This is a genomic window from Nocardioides sediminis (assembly GCF_003047295.1).
In the GTDB taxonomy this organism is placed as follows: domain Bacteria; phylum Actinomycetota; class Actinomycetes; order Propionibacteriales; family Nocardioidaceae; genus Nocardioides; species Nocardioides sediminis.
On record NZ_PZYZ01000001.1, the window covers coordinates 119,084 to 134,058 of the forward strand.

15 protein-coding genes and 1 tRNA gene are annotated in these 14,975 nt (G+C 73.6%); 13 read left to right on the forward strand and 3 right to left on the reverse strand.

All coding sequences use genetic code 11. The annotated features are described in order from the left end of the window. Positions 1-15: 15 nt before the first annotated feature. From DAI17_RS00555 to DAI17_RS00585, 7 genes are all read left to right on the forward strand, one after another. Positions 16-1,404, forward strand: coding sequence for a UTP--glucose-1-phosphate uridylyltransferase (locus DAI17_RS00555; RefSeq protein ID WP_107770962.1), 1,389 nt, complete (start codon positions 16-18; stop codon positions 1,402-1,404). Next, the gene (glp, locus tag DAI17_RS00560) at positions 1,397-2,626 is read left to right on the forward strand and encodes a molybdotransferase-like divisome protein Glp (protein WP_107770963.1); all 1,230 of its coding nucleotides are present in this window, start codon (positions 1,397-1,399) and stop codon (positions 2,624-2,626) included. Before DAI17_RS00555 ends, glp begins: the two co-directional genes overlap by 8 nt. After that, on the forward strand, positions 2,626-3,102 hold the full coding sequence (gene moaC, locus DAI17_RS00565) for a cyclic pyranopterin monophosphate synthase MoaC (protein ID WP_107770964.1): 477 nt from the start codon (positions 2,626-2,628) through the stop codon (positions 3,100-3,102). Before glp ends, moaC begins: the two co-directional genes overlap by 1 nt. Beyond that, entirely contained in the window at positions 3,099-3,584 is a 486-nt protein-coding gene (locus DAI17_RS00570) for a MogA/MoaB family molybdenum cofactor biosynthesis protein (RefSeq protein ID WP_234412058.1), read from the forward strand. Before moaC ends, DAI17_RS00570 begins: the two co-directional genes overlap by 4 nt. Further along, the gene (locus DAI17_RS00575) at positions 3,581-4,165 is read left to right on the forward strand and encodes a GNAT family N-acetyltransferase (protein ID WP_107770965.1); all 585 of its coding nucleotides are present in this window, start codon (positions 3,581-3,583) and stop codon (positions 4,163-4,165) included. The genes DAI17_RS00570 and DAI17_RS00575 overlap by 4 nt, the downstream gene beginning before the upstream one ends. Positions 4,166-4,253: 88 nt before the next feature. Then, complete coding sequence (gene sepX / locus DAI17_RS00580) at positions 4,254-5,150, forward strand: divisome protein SepX/GlpR (protein WP_107770966.1); 897 nt, start codon at positions 4,254-4,256, stop codon at positions 5,148-5,150. A gap of 60 nt (positions 5,151-5,210) precedes the next feature. After that, positions 5,211-5,283: transfer RNA gene (locus DAI17_RS00585), tRNA-Ala, on the forward strand. Positions 5,284-5,383: 100 nt separating this feature from the next. On the opposite strand, the gene DAI17_RS00590 is transcribed toward DAI17_RS00585, so the two are convergent. Both DAI17_RS00590 and DAI17_RS00595 read right to left on the reverse strand, forming a co-directional pair. Further along, entirely contained in the window at positions 5,384-5,680 is a 297-nt protein-coding gene (locus tag DAI17_RS00590; protein WP_107770967.1) for a DUF1540 domain-containing protein, read from the reverse strand. A 115-nt stretch (positions 5,681-5,795) separates the two neighbouring features. Next, the gene (locus DAI17_RS00595; protein ID WP_199904868.1) at positions 5,796-7,415 is read right to left on the reverse strand and encodes a dolichyl-phosphate-mannose--protein mannosyltransferase; all 1,620 of its coding nucleotides are present in this window, start codon (positions 7,413-7,415) and stop codon (positions 5,796-5,798) included. Between the two features lie 41 nt (positions 7,416-7,456). On the opposite strand from DAI17_RS00595, the gene rsmI reads away from it, so the two are divergent. From rsmI to DAI17_RS00625, 6 genes are all read left to right on the forward strand, one after another. Beyond that, positions 7,457-8,296 (forward strand): 16S rRNA (cytidine(1402)-2'-O)-methyltransferase, encoded by an 840-nt coding sequence (rsmI, locus tag DAI17_RS00600; protein ID WP_107770968.1) that lies wholly within the window; start codon positions 7,457-7,459, stop codon positions 8,294-8,296. 22 nt (positions 8,297-8,318) lie between these two features. Beyond that, a complete protein-coding gene (locus DAI17_RS00605; protein WP_107770969.1) occupies positions 8,319-9,233 on the forward strand; it encodes a TatD family hydrolase in 915 nt (304 codons plus the stop codon). Positions 9,234-9,540: 307 nt separating this feature from the next. Further along, the gene (locus DAI17_RS21700) at positions 9,541-10,689 is read left to right on the forward strand and encodes a ubiquitin-like domain-containing protein (protein ID WP_325049839.1); all 1,149 of its coding nucleotides are present in this window, start codon (positions 9,541-9,543) and stop codon (positions 10,687-10,689) included. Between the two features lie 30 nt (positions 10,690-10,719). Next, positions 10,720-11,616, forward strand: a complete 897-nt coding sequence (gene rsmA / locus DAI17_RS00615; RefSeq protein WP_107770971.1) for a 16S rRNA (adenine(1518)-N(6)/adenine(1519)-N(6))-dimethyltransferase RsmA — start codon at positions 10,720-10,722, stop codon at positions 11,614-11,616. Beyond that, complete coding sequence (locus DAI17_RS00620; RefSeq protein ID WP_234412059.1) at positions 11,577-12,545, forward strand: 4-(cytidine 5'-diphospho)-2-C-methyl-D-erythritol kinase; 969 nt, start codon at positions 11,577-11,579, stop codon at positions 12,543-12,545. Before rsmA ends, DAI17_RS00620 begins: the two co-directional genes overlap by 40 nt. After that, positions 12,542-14,386 (forward strand): ABC-F family ATP-binding cassette domain-containing protein, encoded by a 1,845-nt coding sequence (locus tag DAI17_RS00625; protein ID WP_107770972.1) that lies wholly within the window; start codon positions 12,542-12,544, stop codon positions 14,384-14,386. The genes DAI17_RS00620 and DAI17_RS00625 overlap by 4 nt, the downstream gene beginning before the upstream one ends. A 40-nt stretch (positions 14,387-14,426) precedes the next feature. On the opposite strand, the gene DAI17_RS00630 is transcribed toward DAI17_RS00625, so the two are convergent. Next, positions 14,427-14,924, reverse strand: coding sequence for a MarR family winged helix-turn-helix transcriptional regulator (locus DAI17_RS00630; RefSeq protein WP_107770973.1), 498 nt, complete (start codon positions 14,922-14,924; stop codon positions 14,427-14,429). Positions 14,925-14,975: the final 51 nt, after the last annotated feature.

A 14,975-nucleotide genomic window follows, 5' to 3' on the forward strand; every position in this document is an offset into this window, starting at 1 on the left:
GCCTACGATCGGAGCATGGGTAGCAAAGGCCTCGAGATCGCGCGGCTCAAGATGCAGGACGCGGGCGTCGACCCGGTCGCGATCGACACGTTCGCGCACTACTACCGGCTCCTCGAGCACGGTGAGACCGGGATGATCCCCGAGTCGTCGATCGAGCCGCTCGACATGGAGTCGCTGGCCGACGTCGAGGTCGACGACGACGTCGCCGCCGAGGCGATCCGCACGACGGTCGTCATCAAGCTCAACGGCGGGCTCGGCACCTCCATGGGCATGGACCGCGCCAAGTCGCTGCTGTGCGTGCGCCGGGGCCTGAGCTTCCTCGACATCATCGCGCGCCAGGTGCTGCACCTGCGCACCAAGCACGACGCCACGCTGCCGCTGCTCTTCATGGACTCGTTCCGCACCTCCTCGGACACGATGGCCGCGCTGGCCCGCTACGAGGACCTTCCCGTCGAGGGCCTGCCCCTGGAGTTCCTGCAGAACAAGGAGCCCAAGCTGCTCGCCAGCGACCTGCTGCCGGCCTCCTACCCCAAGGACCCGGACCTCGAGTGGTGCCCGCCCGGCCACGGCGACATCTACACCGCGCTGCGCGGCTCCGGGCTGCTCGGCCGGCTCATCGAGCAGGGCTACCGCTACGCCTTCGTCTCCAACTCCGACAACCTCGGGGCGGTGCCCGACCCCCGGGTCGCGGGGTGGTTCGCCTCGACGGGCGCGCCGTTCGCGATCGAGGCCGTGAAGCGCACCGCCTCGGACCGCAAGGGCGGCCACTTCGCCCGCCGCAAGGAGGACGGCCGCATCGTGCTGCGCGAGACGGCGCAGACCCTCCCGGAGGACCGCGAGGCGCTCGCCGACCTCAGCCGGCACCGCTACTGCTCGACCAACAACCTGTGGTTCGACCTGCAGGCGATGAGCGACGCGCTCGACGCCCGGCAGGGCGTGCTCGGGCTGCCGCTGATCCGCAACGTCAAGCACCTCGACCCGGGCGACCCGTCCACGCCCGAGGTGATCCAGATCGAGACCGCGATGGGCGCCGCGATCGAGGTCTTCGAGGGCGCCCGCACCATCGAGGTCGGCCGCGACCGGTTCGTGCCGGTCAAGACGACCAACGACCTGCTGGTGCTGCGCTCGGACATCTACGACCTCGGTCGTGACTTCGTGCTCGACCAGGCCTCGGACGAGGTCCCCTACATCGAGCTCGACGGCGAGTTCTACAAGCTCGTCGGCGACTTCGACAAGCGGTTCCCCGAGGGCGCGCCCTCGCTCCGCGAGGCCGGGTCGTTCAAGGTCGACGGCGACTTCACCTTCGGCCACGGCGTCCGCGTGGTCGGCGACGTCGAGCTGGAGTCGTCCGCCGCGCAGCGCGTGGAGGCCGGGACCGTGCTGTCCGGGGACGCCGATGGCTGACCTCCTGCCGGTCCCCGACCTCGTCGAGCGGATCCTGGCGTCGGTCTCGCCGCTTCCCGACTTCCCCCAGCCGCTGATGGACGCCCTCGGGCTGGCGGTCGCCGAGGACGTGCACGCCCCGATCGCGCTGCCGAGCTTCGACAACTCCTCGATGGACGGCTACGCCGTGGTCCGCGACGACGTGCTCACCGCGTCCCCCGAGCAGCCGGTGCACCTGCCGGTCGTCGGCGAGATCGGCGCCGGCCGGGCCGACCTGGTGGCCCTCTCGCCGGGAACCGCGGTCAAGATCATGACCGGCGCCCCGGTGCCCCGCGGGAGCGACGCCGTCGTGCCCTACGAGTGGACCGACCGCGGCGTCGCCCAGGTGCGGATCACCCAGGCCCCGTCCCCGGGTCAGCACATCCGTCCCCGGGGCGACGACGTCGAGGAGGGCGACCTCCTCATCGAGCACGGGACCGTCCTGGGCCCGCGGCACCTCGGGCTGCTGGCCTCGGTGGGTCGCGCCACCGTCCGGTGCCGCCCCCGGCCGCGCGTGGTGGTCATCTCGACCGGTTCGGAGCTGCGCGAGCCCGGCTCCCCGCTGGGGCACGACTCGATCTACGACGGCAACTCCTACCTGCTCGCGGCCGCCGCCCGCTCCGCCGGGGCGATCGCCTACCGCGTGGGGATCGTCCCCGACGACCCGCGCACCTTCACCGACGCGCTGAGCGACCAGCTGGTCCGTGCCGACCTCGTGGTCACCAGCGGGGGAGTGAGCCAGGGCGACTTCGACGTCGTCAAGGAGGCGCTCGGCCGCCTCGGCACGGTGTGGTTCGGCGGCGTGGCCATGCAGCCCGGCAAGCCCCAGGGCTTCGGCACCGTCGGCGACGACGACACCCCGATCTTCACCCTGCCCGGCAACCCCGTGTCGGCCTACGTCTCGTTCGAGACGTTCGTGCTGCCCGCGATCCGCCGCATGATGGGCAAGCTGCCCTACTCGCGCCCGCTCGGCCGGGCCCGGCTGACCCACGGCCTCAGCTCGCCGGAGGGCAAGCAGCAGATGGTGCGCGGCGTCTACGAGGTGGACCGCGGCGGCGCGTTCGTGTCCCCGGTCGGGGGTCACGGCTCCCACCTCATCGGCGACCTGGCCACCTCCAACGCCCTGGTCGTCGTACCCCCCGAGGTGACCGCGCTGAGCGCCGGCGACATGGTGCAGGTGCTGCGGCTGGACGAGGAGTTCTGATGGCCACCGGTGACCGGCTCACCCACGTCGACGAGCACGGGGCGGCACGCATGGTCGACGTCTCGGCCAAGGAGGTCACGGCGCGTACGGCGTCCGCGTCCGGCCGGGTGCTCGTCTCGCCCGCCGTGGTCGACCTGCTCCGCGGCGCCGGGATGCCCAAGGGGGACACGCTCGCTGTGGCCCGCCTCGCCGGGATCATGGGCGCCAAGCAGACCCCGTCGCTCATCCCGCTGTGCCACCCGCTGGCGCTGTCGTCGGTGAGTGTCGACCTCGTCGTGGCCGACGACGCGGTGGAGGTGGTGGCCACGGTGTCGACCACCGACCGCACGGGCGTGGAGATGGAGGCGCTCACTGCCGTCTCGGTCGCTGCCCTGACCGTCGTCGACATGGTCAAGGCGGTCGACAAGGGCGCCGTCATCACCGACGTGCGCGTGGAGTCCAAGTCCGGCGGCCGGTCCGGGGACTGGTCCCGGTGACCGACCTGCTCCCCGCGGCCGTCGTGGTCGCGTCCAACCGCGCTGCGGCCGGCGTCTACGAGGACGCCACCGGGCCCGTGATGGTGGACTGGCTCGTCGGCCAGGGCTTCACCTGCGGGGCGCCCGCGGTGGTGCGCGACGGCGACCCCGTCGGCGAGGCGGTCCGGTCCGCGGTCGAGGCCGGGGCCCGGGTGGTCCTCACCACCGGCGGCACGGGCCTCACCCCGACCGACCGCACCCCCGAGGCCGTCCGGCCGCTGCTCGACCGCGAGGTCCCGGGCATCGCCGAGGCCATCCGCGCGCGGGGCGTGGCGGCCGGCGTGCCGACGGCGATGCTCTCGCGCGGCCTCGCGGGCGTCGTCGGCCAGTGCCTGGTCGTGACCCTGCCCGGTTCGCGCGGCGGGGTGCGCGACGCCCTCGCCGTGCTCGAGCCCGTGCTGCGGCACGCGGTGGAGCAGGTCGTCGGGAGCGACCACCCGTGACCCGGGGCTGGCCGGCCCGGCTCGCCCACGGTGACGTGGTGCTCCGGCCGCTCGAGTCCGCCGACAGCGCGGCCTGGCGCGAGGTGCGCAGCCGCAACGCCGACTGGCTGCGGCCGTGGGACGCCACCATGCCGCCCGGGGCGGGCACCCGGGCGGGCAGCTACCGGCAGGTCGCGCGCCGGCTGCAGCGCCTGGCCAGGAAGGGGCAGGCCATGCCCTTCGCCATCGAGGTGGACGGACGCTTCGCCGGTCAGGTCACCGTCAACAACATCGTGCGCGGGTCGGCCCAGTTCGCCTCCATCGGCTACTGGTTGGGGCAGGAGTTCGCGGGCCGGGGCGTCATGCCGACCGCGGTGGCGCTGGTCATCGACCACTGCTTCGCCGAGGCCGGCCTGCACCGCGTCGAGATCTGCATCCGGCCGGAGAACACCAACTCGCTGCGCGTGGTGGAGAAGCTCGGCATCCGCGAGATCGGCTATGCCCCGCTCTTCCTGCACATCGACGGCGCCTGGCGCGACCACCGCATCTTCGCGGTGACCGTCGAGGAGTGCCCGCGACCGCTGCTGTCGCGGCTGGGATGAGCCTCTTTCCCACGAGTCACACCAGTTGTTCCACGACACACCTGTAGACATGCGCCCCAGAGTGTGCTGGCGAACCTAACCTCAGCGTGTGGACCCGAGCGCACTGATCTTCGTCGCCCTGGCGGTGGCCTGGGCCGTCTACCTCGTCCCCAAGGCGCTCCAGCACCACGACGAGGCGGTCCGCAGCCGCTCCGTCGAGCGCTTCTCCCACACGATGCGCGTGCTGGCGCGCCGCGAGCCCGTCGGTCGCCGGGAGGCCCGCCTCGTCGTCACCCCGGGCCGCACCGCGTCGGTGCCGACCGTCTCGACCAAGGCCTCGACCCGCGCCGCACACCAGCCGGCGTCCGCGCCGCTGCCCGAGACCCCGCTCTCCGTACGACGCGCTGCCGCGCAGAAGGCCGCCCGTCGCCGCCGTCGGGTGCTCGGCCTGGTGCTGCTCGCCAACGCCGTCGTCGCCGGCCTGGCCGTCGCCCACGTGCTCGCCTGGCCGTGGGTCGCGGTCCCCGCCACCCTGCTGGTCGCCTGGCTGGTCGCCTGCCGCCTGATGGTCAAGGGGGAGCGGGCCGCCGCCCGGCGGACCCCCCTGCCGACCACTCTCCCCGCCAGCCCGGCCGCGCCCGCCGCGGACGTGTCCGAGCCCCCTTCCCCGGAGGTCGGCCACGCGGAGGTGCCGCCGCTGGTCGCGGAGCTCGTGGACGGCCTCGTCGCGCAGCGCGCGCCGGAGGTGGTCCCGGCGGAGGTGGTCCCCGCCGCCGTCATCCGGGAGCCCGGCTCGTGGGACATGGTGCCCACGACGTTGCCGACCTACGTCTCCAAGCCCGCCGCCACGCGTCGTACGGTCCAGACGATCGACCTGGAGTCCACGGGCGTCTGGTCCTCGGGTCGCAGCGAGAGCGACTCCGCGCTGGCGCGCGAGGCCGAGGAGCGGCAGGCCTCCGACCGTGCCGACCGCGAGGCCGAGGAGCGGCGCGCGACCGGTTCGTGAGGAGGCGCCGGGCCTGATTGGGTCCGCCTCCGTCGCCGGTGCTATCTTTTCTCCCGTTCTGGGGGTGTGGCGCAGCTGGTAGCGCGTCTCGTTCGCATCGAGAAGGCCAGGGGTTCGAGTCCCCTCACCTCCACCCAGCACCAACGGCCCGCCGACCGGCGGGCCGTTCGTGATTTCGCCTCGTCCCTGACCCGTACGGCGCTCGCGGCAGACGCGGCGTGCAGGCCGGTCGCTCAGGCCGGCTCGTAGGTCAGGCAGTCGGCGTGGTCGGTGCCGTGGAACCCCACCTTCACCGCCGTCGCCGTGCACTCCAGGGCGCTGTTGTGCCTGCACTCGGCGCGCTGGCAGGCGCCCACCGACGCCATCACGTCGAGGCCGCCCTTGGTGTCCAGCGGGATGAAGGTGGCGCACGACGCGTCGCCGACCTCGCCCGCGATCGTGATGGCCCCGGCGTGGCAGCCGTCGTGGTTGTAGGAACAGCCCTCGATCGTGCACTCGCTCACGCGAGGCATCTCCATCATGCTGGTCATGGCGCACGCTCCCCTCGGGTGGTCGTCGACTCCCGCGAGCGGCCTGGGACGCGCGCCCGGGGCTGCTCCGGACGCTACGCCTGGCGCGGTGGGCCGTCCAGAGCCCGCTGCGACCTCAGATCCAGCGGGTGAACCAGACCCGGTCCAGCCACTCCGAGTGCGTGATGAGCTGGTCGGTCCAGATCGGCCAGAACCACGCGAAGGCGAGCAGCACCAGCACGACGTACGACCCGGCGACCACCACCCCGGTCGTCCGTCGCGGGCTCGGCTCGTCGGAGGGACCGACGATCGCGCCCAGCGCCAGCGTCAGCGCCAGCACCACGAACGGCAGGCAGGCGATCGCGTAGAAGATGAAGATCGGCCGGTCGTCGTAGAGCAGCCACGGCAGCCAGGTCGAGCCGGTCCCCACCACGGCGACGCCGAAGCGCCAGTCGCGGGCGCCCACCCACCGCACCACGGCGAGCACGAGGGCGAGGGCACCGCCCCACCAGACCAGGGGGTTGCCGAGGAGCAGCACCTGGCGCAGGCACGTGGACCCCTCCGGGGCGTCGCAACCCTGCGACCCCGGCTGGATGTCGAGCTGGGCGTCCACGCCCACGGGGCGGCTCATGAGCAGCCAGCCGGCCGGCTTGGAGGCGTAGACGTGCTCGCTGTCGTTGAGGAAGTGGGCGTGGAAGGTGTAGACGTCCTGGTGGTAGTACCAGAGCGAGCGCACCGACTGGACGACCTCGCCCAGGCCCTCCGCGTCCCGCTCCGTGGCGGTGGGCCACTGGGTCCCCCCGTCGTACGTCGTGTACTGGGTGTTGCTGAGCGCCTCCTCGTACTCCGCCGCGTGCACCAGCCAGCCGGTCCAGGTCGCGACGTAGACCACGAGGGCGACGAGCACCAGGTGGGCGAAGGCCGGCACCCCGTCCAGCAGCACCGCGCGCACCAGCGCCCGGCGCTGGCCGAAGGACCGCCGGGCGCCCCAGCTCCAGGCGAAGGCGAGCAGGCCGAAGGCGGCGAGGGGGAAGAGCGCGGTCCACTTCGTGCCCACCGCCAGGCCGAAGGCGACGCCGCCCAGCAGCAGCCACGGCCGGAACAGCCGACGCGTGTCGCCCCGGGCCAGCCGCTCCCGGAACCACTGTCGGTCCGCCACGACACAGTGGGCGCCGCAGAGGATGAAGAAGGCGAGGAAGATGTCGAGCAGCGCCAGCCGGGACAGCACGAGGTGCAGCCCGTCCAGCGAGAGCAGGAGCCCGCCCGCCAGGCCGAGGGCCGTCGAGCCGGTGACGCGTCGCGCGAAGCGGCACATCACCAGGACCATCAGGGCGCCCACGACCGCGGCCGCGATCCGCCAGCCGAACGGGTCCATCCCGAAGGCCTTCTCGCCGAGCGCGATCAGCCACTTGCCGACCTCGGGGTGCACGACCATCGACGGCCCCTGCTCCCACAGCCCGCCGAGCTGTCCGTCGAGGATCGACGTGTCGGCGTCCTCGACGTACTCGCGGACGTAGCCGTTGCCCAGCATCGACCAGGCGTCCTTGGCGTAGTAGGTCTCGTCGAAGGAGAACTGGTGCGGCGTGCCCAGGCGCCACCAGCGCAGGAAGAACGCCAGGCCGGCGACCAGCACCGCGCCGGTCCAGCCGATGACCGGGTCGTCGCCGCGCCAGCGCGGCCGGGCGCGCTCCGTTGCGGGAGGCACCTCGCTGCCCGCGGCCGTCCGCGACAGGCTGACGGTGGGCGGCGCGGTCACGCGGGCACTCTAGTTCGCACGCCCGGCGATACCCTCCAGCCATGACGGCTACCGGGGTTCTCGTGCTGGCGGCGACCCCGATCGGGCAGTACGGCGACGCGCCGCCACGGCTCGCCGAGGAGCTCACCGGCGCCGACGTCGTGGCCGCGGAGGACACCCGCCGGCTCAAGCGGCTGACCAGCGACCTCGGCATCACCCTCGGCGGCCGGGTCGTGTCCTACTTCGAGGGCAACGAGTCAGCACGGACGCCGTTGCTGCTCGAGGCCCTGCTCGCGGGGGAGCGGGTCGTGCTCGTCACCGACGCCGGCATGCCGAGCGTGAGCGACCCCGGCTACCGCCTCGTCGCCGCCGCGGTCGAGCACGACGTCCGGGTCACCGCCGTCCCCGGTCCCAGCGCCGTGCTCACCGCGCTGGCCGTCAGCGGGCTGCCGGTCGACCGGTTCTGCTTCGAGGGCTTCCTGCCGCGCAAGGCCGGGGAGCGGTCGCGCCGGCTCGCCGCCCTGGCCCGCGAGGAGCGCACCATGGTCTTCTTCGAGGCACCGCACCGCACCGAGGCCGCGCTGGTCGCGATGGCCGAGGCCCTGGGTGGCGACCGTCCCGCGGCCGTGTGCCGCGAGCTGACCAAGACCCACGAGGAGGTCCGCCGGGGTCCGCTGGCGGAGCTGGTCGGGTGGGCCGGCGACGGCGTGCGCGGTGAGGTCACCATCGTGGTCCAGGGGGCGGCGCCGGCCGCCGAGGTCGGCAGCGACCCTGACGCGCTGCGCGCCGCCGTGGCCGACGAGGAGGCCGCGGGCGCGACCCGCAAGGAGGCGATCGCCGATGTCGCCCGACGCGCCGGCCTCCCCAAGCGCGAGGTCTACGCGGCGGTCCACCTGTCCTGAGGGCTCGCTAGCCTCGGGGACCATGCCCGACCAGTCGTCCGACCCGTCCCAGCAGCCGACCGACCGGCCCACCCGCAGCCGGGCCGCGACGGAGGAGCGCTCGGGGGCGCGCCGCGACCGGGAACGCCCGCCCGCTCCCGAGCCGCTGCCGCTTCCCGTGGTGGACAACCACTGCCACCTCGACATCGCCGACGGCGAGTGGGTCGGCACGTCCGAGGCGATCGCCCGGGCCCGGGACGTCAACGTCACCCGGATCGTGCAGATCGGGTGCGACCTGCCGGGCGCCCGCTGGGCCGTCGAGGCGGCCGCGCGGTACGACGAGCTGGTCGCGGGGGTCGCGCTGCACCCCAACGAGGCGCCCCGCGTCGACGACCTCGAGGCGGCGATGCTGGCGATCGAGGGCCTGGCCTCCGCCCACGCGGGGGTCCGTGCCGTGGGGGAGACCGGGCTCGACCACTTCCGCACCGGGGAGGAGGGCCGCGCGGCCCAGGAGGAGAGCTTCCGGCGGCACATCGACCTGGCCAAGCGGCTGGACAAGACCCTGGTCATCCACGACCGCGACGCCCACGACGACGTGCTGCGGGTGATCGACGAGGAGGGCGCCCCGGAGCGCTGGGTGATGCACTGCTTCTCCGGGGACGAGGCCTTCGCCCGGCGCTGCCTCGACCGCGGCGCCCACCTGAGCTTCGCCGGGACCGTCACCTTCAAGAACGCCGGGCCGCTGCGCGACGCCCTGGCCGTGACCCCGCTGGACCGGGTGCTCGTCGAGACGGACGCGCCCTACCTGACCCCCTCGCCGTACCGCGGCCGCCCCAACGCGTCGTACCTCGTGCCGCTCACGGTCCGGGCGATGGCGGAGGTCCGCGGCGACGACCTCGAGGGTCTCTGCCACGCCATCGACACCAACACCGAGCGGGCTTTCGGCGGACCGTGGTGATCCGTGACGCGTGTGACGGATGAGGCGATTTCCACGCTCAGGAGCCCTCTCGGAGGCCCCGGGATGCCTCCGAGATGCCCGTCACGTCGCGGGTAAAAAGGCTCCCGAAGAGTTTGACAGGGGTCCCGACACCGTTATCGTCCTGTGACTGTTGGCCGGGATCGGGATGTTCCGCCAGCGCCCGGAGGGTCCCCCGCCCTCCGCGAGTCCCCCCACCTCGCACTCGTGATCGTTCCCGAGATGACCACGGCTGCGCACGGGGTCGCGCTGTCGCCCGAGGCCCGGGAAGTACGACGTTCGGAGCATCGTGCGTTCACGCATCGCCCAGCTCGGCAAGTCCCCCCTCCTGCACAGCAAGACCCTCTTCGTGTCCCTCGTGGCCGTCATCGTCGCCGCCGTCGGTGGCACCACCGTCGGCTATGCCGCCCTCAACAAGTCGGTGACCCTGTCCCTCGACGGACAGTCCCAGACCGTCAGCGCGATGGGCGGCACCGTCGGCGACGTCCTCTCCGCCCAGGGCATCGAGGTGACCGACAAGGACCTCGTGGCCCCGGCGCTCGACGAGCCGATCGAGGACGGCTCCCGCATCTCGGTACAGTTCGGCCGCACCCTGTCGCTCGAGGTGGACGGCGAGGAGAAGACCTACTGGGTCAACTCCACCACCGTCGCCTCCGCGCTCGGCGAGATCGGCCGGCGCTTCGAGGGCGCCGACCTGTCGACCAGCCGCAGCACGCCGCTCGGCCGCAGCGGCATGACCCTCGAGGTCGTGACGCCCAAGAAGGTCCAGGTCAAGGTCGGCGACGGCAAGCTCAAGCGCAAGCAGCTGACCGCGCTCACCGTCGAGGACGTCCTCGACGAGATGGGCGTGAAGCTCGGCAAGCGCGACCAGGTGACGCCCGCCGTCGACAAGGAGATCTCCGACGGGGACAAGGTCGTGGTGACCGACATCCGCGTCGTGACCCGCAAGGTCAAGGGCGAGTCGATTCGCTTCGACACCGTCACCCGCGAGGACGGCTCGATGCTCGAGGGCGAGGAGGAGACCGTCCGCTCCGGCCGCGCCGGCCTGCGCGACGTGACCTACGAGCTCCGCTTCCGCAACGGTGAGCTCGTGGCCCGCAAGGTCGTCTCGGCCGACGTGCGCCGCGCCCCCGTGGACGCGATCGTCAAGGTCGGCACCAAGGAGGCCCCCGCCGAGCCCAACTTCGCCTCCGGCGGGACCGTGTGGGACTCCCTCGCGCAGTGCGAGTCCGGCGGCAACTGGGCCATCAACACCGGCAACGGCTACTACGGCGGCCTGCAGTTCAACCTGGGCACCTGGCAGGCGTACGGCGGCACGGGCCTGCCGAGCGACGCCTCGCGCGAGACGCAGATCGCCGTGGCGACCAGGCTCCGCGACGCGACCGGCGGCTACGGCTCGTGGCCGGCGTGCTCGGCCAAGCTGGGCCTGCCCCAGTGACGCCGCTCCTCGGGCACTAGCCTGAGACGCATGACGACACCCTCCGCCGGTCCGAGCCTGCTCGGGCCGGCGGAGGTGCGTCAGCTGGCCGCGCGCCTCGACCTGCGACCCACCAAGCAGCGCGGCCAGAACTTCGTCATCGACCCCAACACCGTGCGCCGGATCGTCCGCGAGGCGCACGTGGGGCCGGACGACGTGGTGGTCGAGATCGGTCCCGGACTGGGGTCCCTGACGCTCGCCCTCCTCGAGGTCGCGGGCCGGGTCGTGGCGATCGAGGTCGACGAGGCGCTGGCGGGCCTGCTCCCGGAGACGGTCGCCGCCCACGCCCCGGCGCAGGCCGACCGGTTCGAGGTCGTGCTCGCCGACGCGATGCGGGTCGAGTCCGTCCCGGGCCCCCCGCCCACCGCCCTGGTGGCCAACCTGCCCTACAACGTCTCGGTGCCCGTCCTGATCCACATGCTGACGCTGCTGCCCTCGCTCGAGCGGGGACTGGTGATGGTGCAGGCCGAGGTCGCCGACCGCCTGGCCGCACCGCCCGGGTCCAAGACCTACGGCGTGCCGAGCGTCAAGGCGGCCTGGTTCGCCGACGTACGCCGGGTCGGCTCCATCGGGCGCAACGTCTTCTGGCCGGCCCCCAACGTCGACTCGGGCCTGGTGGCCTGGACGCGGCGCGAGCCGCCGGCGACCACGGCCTCCCGCGAGCAGGTCTTCGCCGTCGTCGACGCGGCCTTCGCCCAGCGCCGCAAGCAGCTGCGGGCCGCGCTGCGTCCCCTGGCCGGCTCGGGTGAGGCGGCGGAGGCAGCCCTCGTGCGGGCGGGGATCGACCCGACCACGCGCGGCGAGGTGATCGGGGTGGAGGACTTCGCCCGGATCGCCGAGGGGATGCCGTGGGACGAGAGCCGGCGCGCGGACGGCCGGGGATGGTGACGCCCAAGGACCGGCGCCCGCCCAGCGTCGACGTCCGCGCCTCCGCCAAGATCAACCTCCACCTGGGTGTCGGTGCCGCGCGCGACGACGGGTTCCACCCGCTCGAGACCGTCTACCAGGCGATCGGCCTGCACGACGAGCTCGTCGCCACCGAGGCCGACGCGCTGCGCGTGGTCACCCACGGGGCGGCGTACGTCGACGTCGACGCCGTCCCCGCCGGCGCGGACAACATCGTCGCCCGGGCGACGGCGTTGCTGGCGACCCGGCTGGACCGGGCGGCGGTCGCCGACTTCCTGGTGCACAAGGAGATCCCGGTCGCCGGTGGCATGGCCGGCGGCTCGGCCGACGCGGCCGCGGCCCTCCTCGCCCTCGACCGGCTGTGGGACGCCCAGACTCCCGACGACGAGCTGCTCGCCATGGCGGCCGAGCTCGGCAGCGACGTGCCGTTCGCCCTGATCGGTGGCACGGCGCTCGGCACCGGCCGTGGCGAGGTGGTGACGCCCGTCGCCGACAGCGGCCCCTGGTGGTGGGTCGTCGTGCCGTCCGCCGCGGGCGGACTGTCCACGCCGGCCGTCTACCGGCGCTTCGACGAGATGTTCCCCGGCGCGGACGCCCAGCCCGCTCCGGCCGACCGTCTGGTGGAAGCGCTGGCGACCGGCGACCCGCAGCGCCTCGGCGCCGTGCTGCACAACGACCTCCAGGAGCCGGCCCTCGACCTGCGCCCCGACCTCGCCGACCTGCTCGACCGCGGCGAGACCGAGGGTGCCGTCCGGGGCCTGGTCTCCGGGTCCGGCCCCACCTGCGTCTTCCTGGCCGAGTCGCCGACCGCCGCGCACGCCGTGGCGGCCGGGCTGCGCGGCGGCGGCCAGGAGGTCGTGCTGGTGGCGGCCGGTCCGGTCCCCGGCGCCCAGGTGGTGGAGGTCGGATGACCACAGCGCCGGCCAACCTGGTCAACCTGGAGCGCGTCTCCAAGTCGTACGGCGTCCGCCCGCTGCTCGCGGACGTCTCGCTCGGTGTCGCCGCGGGGGAGCGCATCGGCATCGTCGGCCGCAACGGCGACGGCAAGACCACGCTGCTCGAGGTGATGACCGGTCTGGAGCAGCCCGACTCGGGCCGGGTGTCGATGACCCGCGGCACCGAGATCGGCTACCTCCACCAGGGCGACGAGCTCGTCGACACCCACTCGGTCCGCGAGGCGGTGCTGGGCGGCCGCTCCGACCACGAGTGGGCGGCCGACGCCACGATGCGCGGCATCGTCGAGGAGCTCCTGGCCGGCATCTCCCTGGACCGCGCGGTCCTGGGGCTCTCCGGCGGCGAGCGCCGCCGCTGCGCCCTGGCCGCGCTGCTGCTGGGCAGGCACGACCTGATCGTGCTCGACGAGCCCACCAACCACCTCGACGTCGAGGCGGTGGCGTGGCTCGCCGAGCACCTCGTCGGGCGGTCGAGCGCGCTGGTGGTCGTGACCCACGACCGGTGGTTCCTCGACGAGGTGTGCCAGACGACGTGGGAGGTCCACGACGGGGTGGTGGACAGCTACGAGGGCGGGTACGCCGCCTTCGTGCTCGCCAAGGCCGAGCGGCAGCGGCAGGCCGCCGCCTCGGAGGTCCGCCGGCAGAACCTGGTCCGCAAGGAGCTCGCCTGGCTGCGCCGCGGCGCGCCCGCTCGCACCTCCAAGCCCAAGTTCCGCATCGACGCCGCCAACCAGCTCATCGAGGACGTGCCGCCGCCGCGGGACCGGATGGAGCTGCAGCGCTTCGCCGCCCAGCGCCTCGGCAAGGACGTCATCGACGTCGAGGACGTCGACCTGTTCCGCGGGGACCGCCAGCTGCTCGACCACGCCACGTGGCGGCTCGGGCCGGGGGACCGGGTCGGCATCGTCGGGGTCAACGGCGCCGGCAAGACCTCGGTGCTCTCCCTGCTCTCCGGCGACCTGGCGCCGCGCGTCGGCAAGGTCAAGCACGGCCGCACGGTGGCGATGCAGCACCTCACCCAGGCGCTCGACGAGATCGACCCCGCGGCGCGGGTGCTGCCGACCGTCGAGTCGATCCGCCGGGTGACCCGGACCGCCGACGGCCAGGAGCTCACCGCCACCTCGCTGCTCGAGCGCTTCGGCTTCACCGGCGACCGGCTCACGGCCCGGCTGGGGGACCTGTCCGGCGGCGAGCGCCGCCGCTTCCAGCTGCTGCGGCTGCTGCTGACCGAGCCCAACGTCCTGCTGCTCGACGAGCCGACCAACGACCTCGACATCGAGACCCTCAACGTCCTCGAGGACTTCCTCGACGGCTGGCCCGGCACGCTGGTGGTCGTCTCCCACGACCGCTACTTCCTCGAGCGGGTCACCGACTCGGTGTGGGCGCTGCTGGGCGACGGCAAGATCTCGATGCTGCCCCGCGGCGTCGACGAGTACCTCGAGCGCCGTGCCGCGCGGCGTACGGCCGAGGCGGCCACCGCGTCCGCCGCCCGGACGTCCGACGCCGCGGCGGCCCGGACCACCGGGGCGTCGGACGTCCCCGCGGCCGGGGCGCCCGGCGTACCCCCCAAGGCGCGCGCCGGCAGCGCGGAGGAGCGGGCGGCTCGCAAGACCCTCGCCCGGATCGACAAGCGGCTCGAGCGGATCGCCGAGCAGGAGGCCGCCCTCCACGACGAGATGGCCGCCCACGTCACCGACCACGAGGTGCTCGCCCGGGTCGGGAAGCAGCTCGGCGAGCTGCAGGCGGAGAAGGACGGGCTCGAGCTGGAGTGGCTCGAGGCCTCCGAGCACGTCGAGTAGGCAGACGGACTACCCCGGGCGCCGGGGTGGGTCGGCGGGTCTACGCGTCGCCGGGGCCGAAGGGTGCCAGCAGCGTGCGGAGCAGCGTGGCCAGGGTGGCCCGGTCGTCGGTGGGCAGCCCCTCGAGCAGCACCGCCTCGGCCTCGAGCAGGGCGCCGAAGGCGCCGTCCACGGTCGCCTTGCCCTCGGCGGTCAGGCGGACCAGGACGCCGCGCCGGTCGCGCGGGTCGGGCAGCCGCTCGACGAGGCCCCGGGAGGTGAGCCGGTCCACGCGGTTGGTCATCGTGCCGCTGGTCACCAGGGTCTCCCGCAGCAGGCGTCCGGGGGAGAGCTCGTACGGCGCCCCGGCCCGTCGCAGCGCGGCGAGGACGTCGAACTCCCACGACTCGATGCCGTGCGCGGTGAAGGCGTCGCGGCGGGCGAGGTCGAGGTGCCGCGCCAGTCGGCTGATGCGGCTGAACACCTCGACCGGGCCGAGGTCGAGGTCGCTGCGCTCGCGCGCCCACGCCTCGACCAGCTCGTCCACCTCGTCGCGCATGGGCACATCCTGCCAGATCCGTCGAGAATCTTGACGTGAAGACAGTCGCCG

What these genes read in the sequence shown, in the direction of transcription:
- DAI17_RS00555 (WP_107770962.1), top strand. Translation starts at nt 16, where the DNA reads ATGGGTAGCAAAGGCCTCGAGATCGCGCGGCTCAAGATGCAGGACGCG.
- glp (WP_107770963.1), top strand. Translation starts at nt 1,397, where the DNA reads ATGGCTGACCTCCTGCCGGTCCCCGACCTCGTCGAGCGGATCCTGGCG.
- moaC (WP_107770964.1), top strand. Translation starts at nt 2,626, where the DNA reads ATGGCCACCGGTGACCGGCTCACCCACGTCGACGAGCACGGGGCGGCA.
- DAI17_RS00590 (WP_107770967.1), bottom strand. Translation starts at nt 5,680, where the DNA reads ATGACCAGCATGATGGAGATGCCTCGCGTGAGCGAGTGCACGATCGAG.
- rsmI (WP_107770968.1), top strand. Translation starts at nt 7,457, where the DNA reads ATGACGGCTACCGGGGTTCTCGTGCTGGCGGCGACCCCGATCGGGCAG.
- DAI17_RS00605 (WP_107770969.1), top strand. Translation starts at nt 8,319, where the DNA reads ATGCCCGACCAGTCGTCCGACCCGTCCCAGCAGCCGACCGACCGGCCC.
- rsmA (WP_107770971.1), top strand. Translation starts at nt 10,720, where the DNA reads ATGACGACACCCTCCGCCGGTCCGAGCCTGCTCGGGCCGGCGGAGGTG.
- DAI17_RS00625 (WP_107770972.1), top strand. Translation starts at nt 12,542, where the DNA reads ATGACCACAGCGCCGGCCAACCTGGTCAACCTGGAGCGCGTCTCCAAG.
- DAI17_RS00630 (WP_107770973.1), bottom strand. Translation starts at nt 14,924, where the DNA reads ATGCGCGACGAGGTGGACGAGCTGGTCGAGGCGTGGGCGCGCGAGCGC.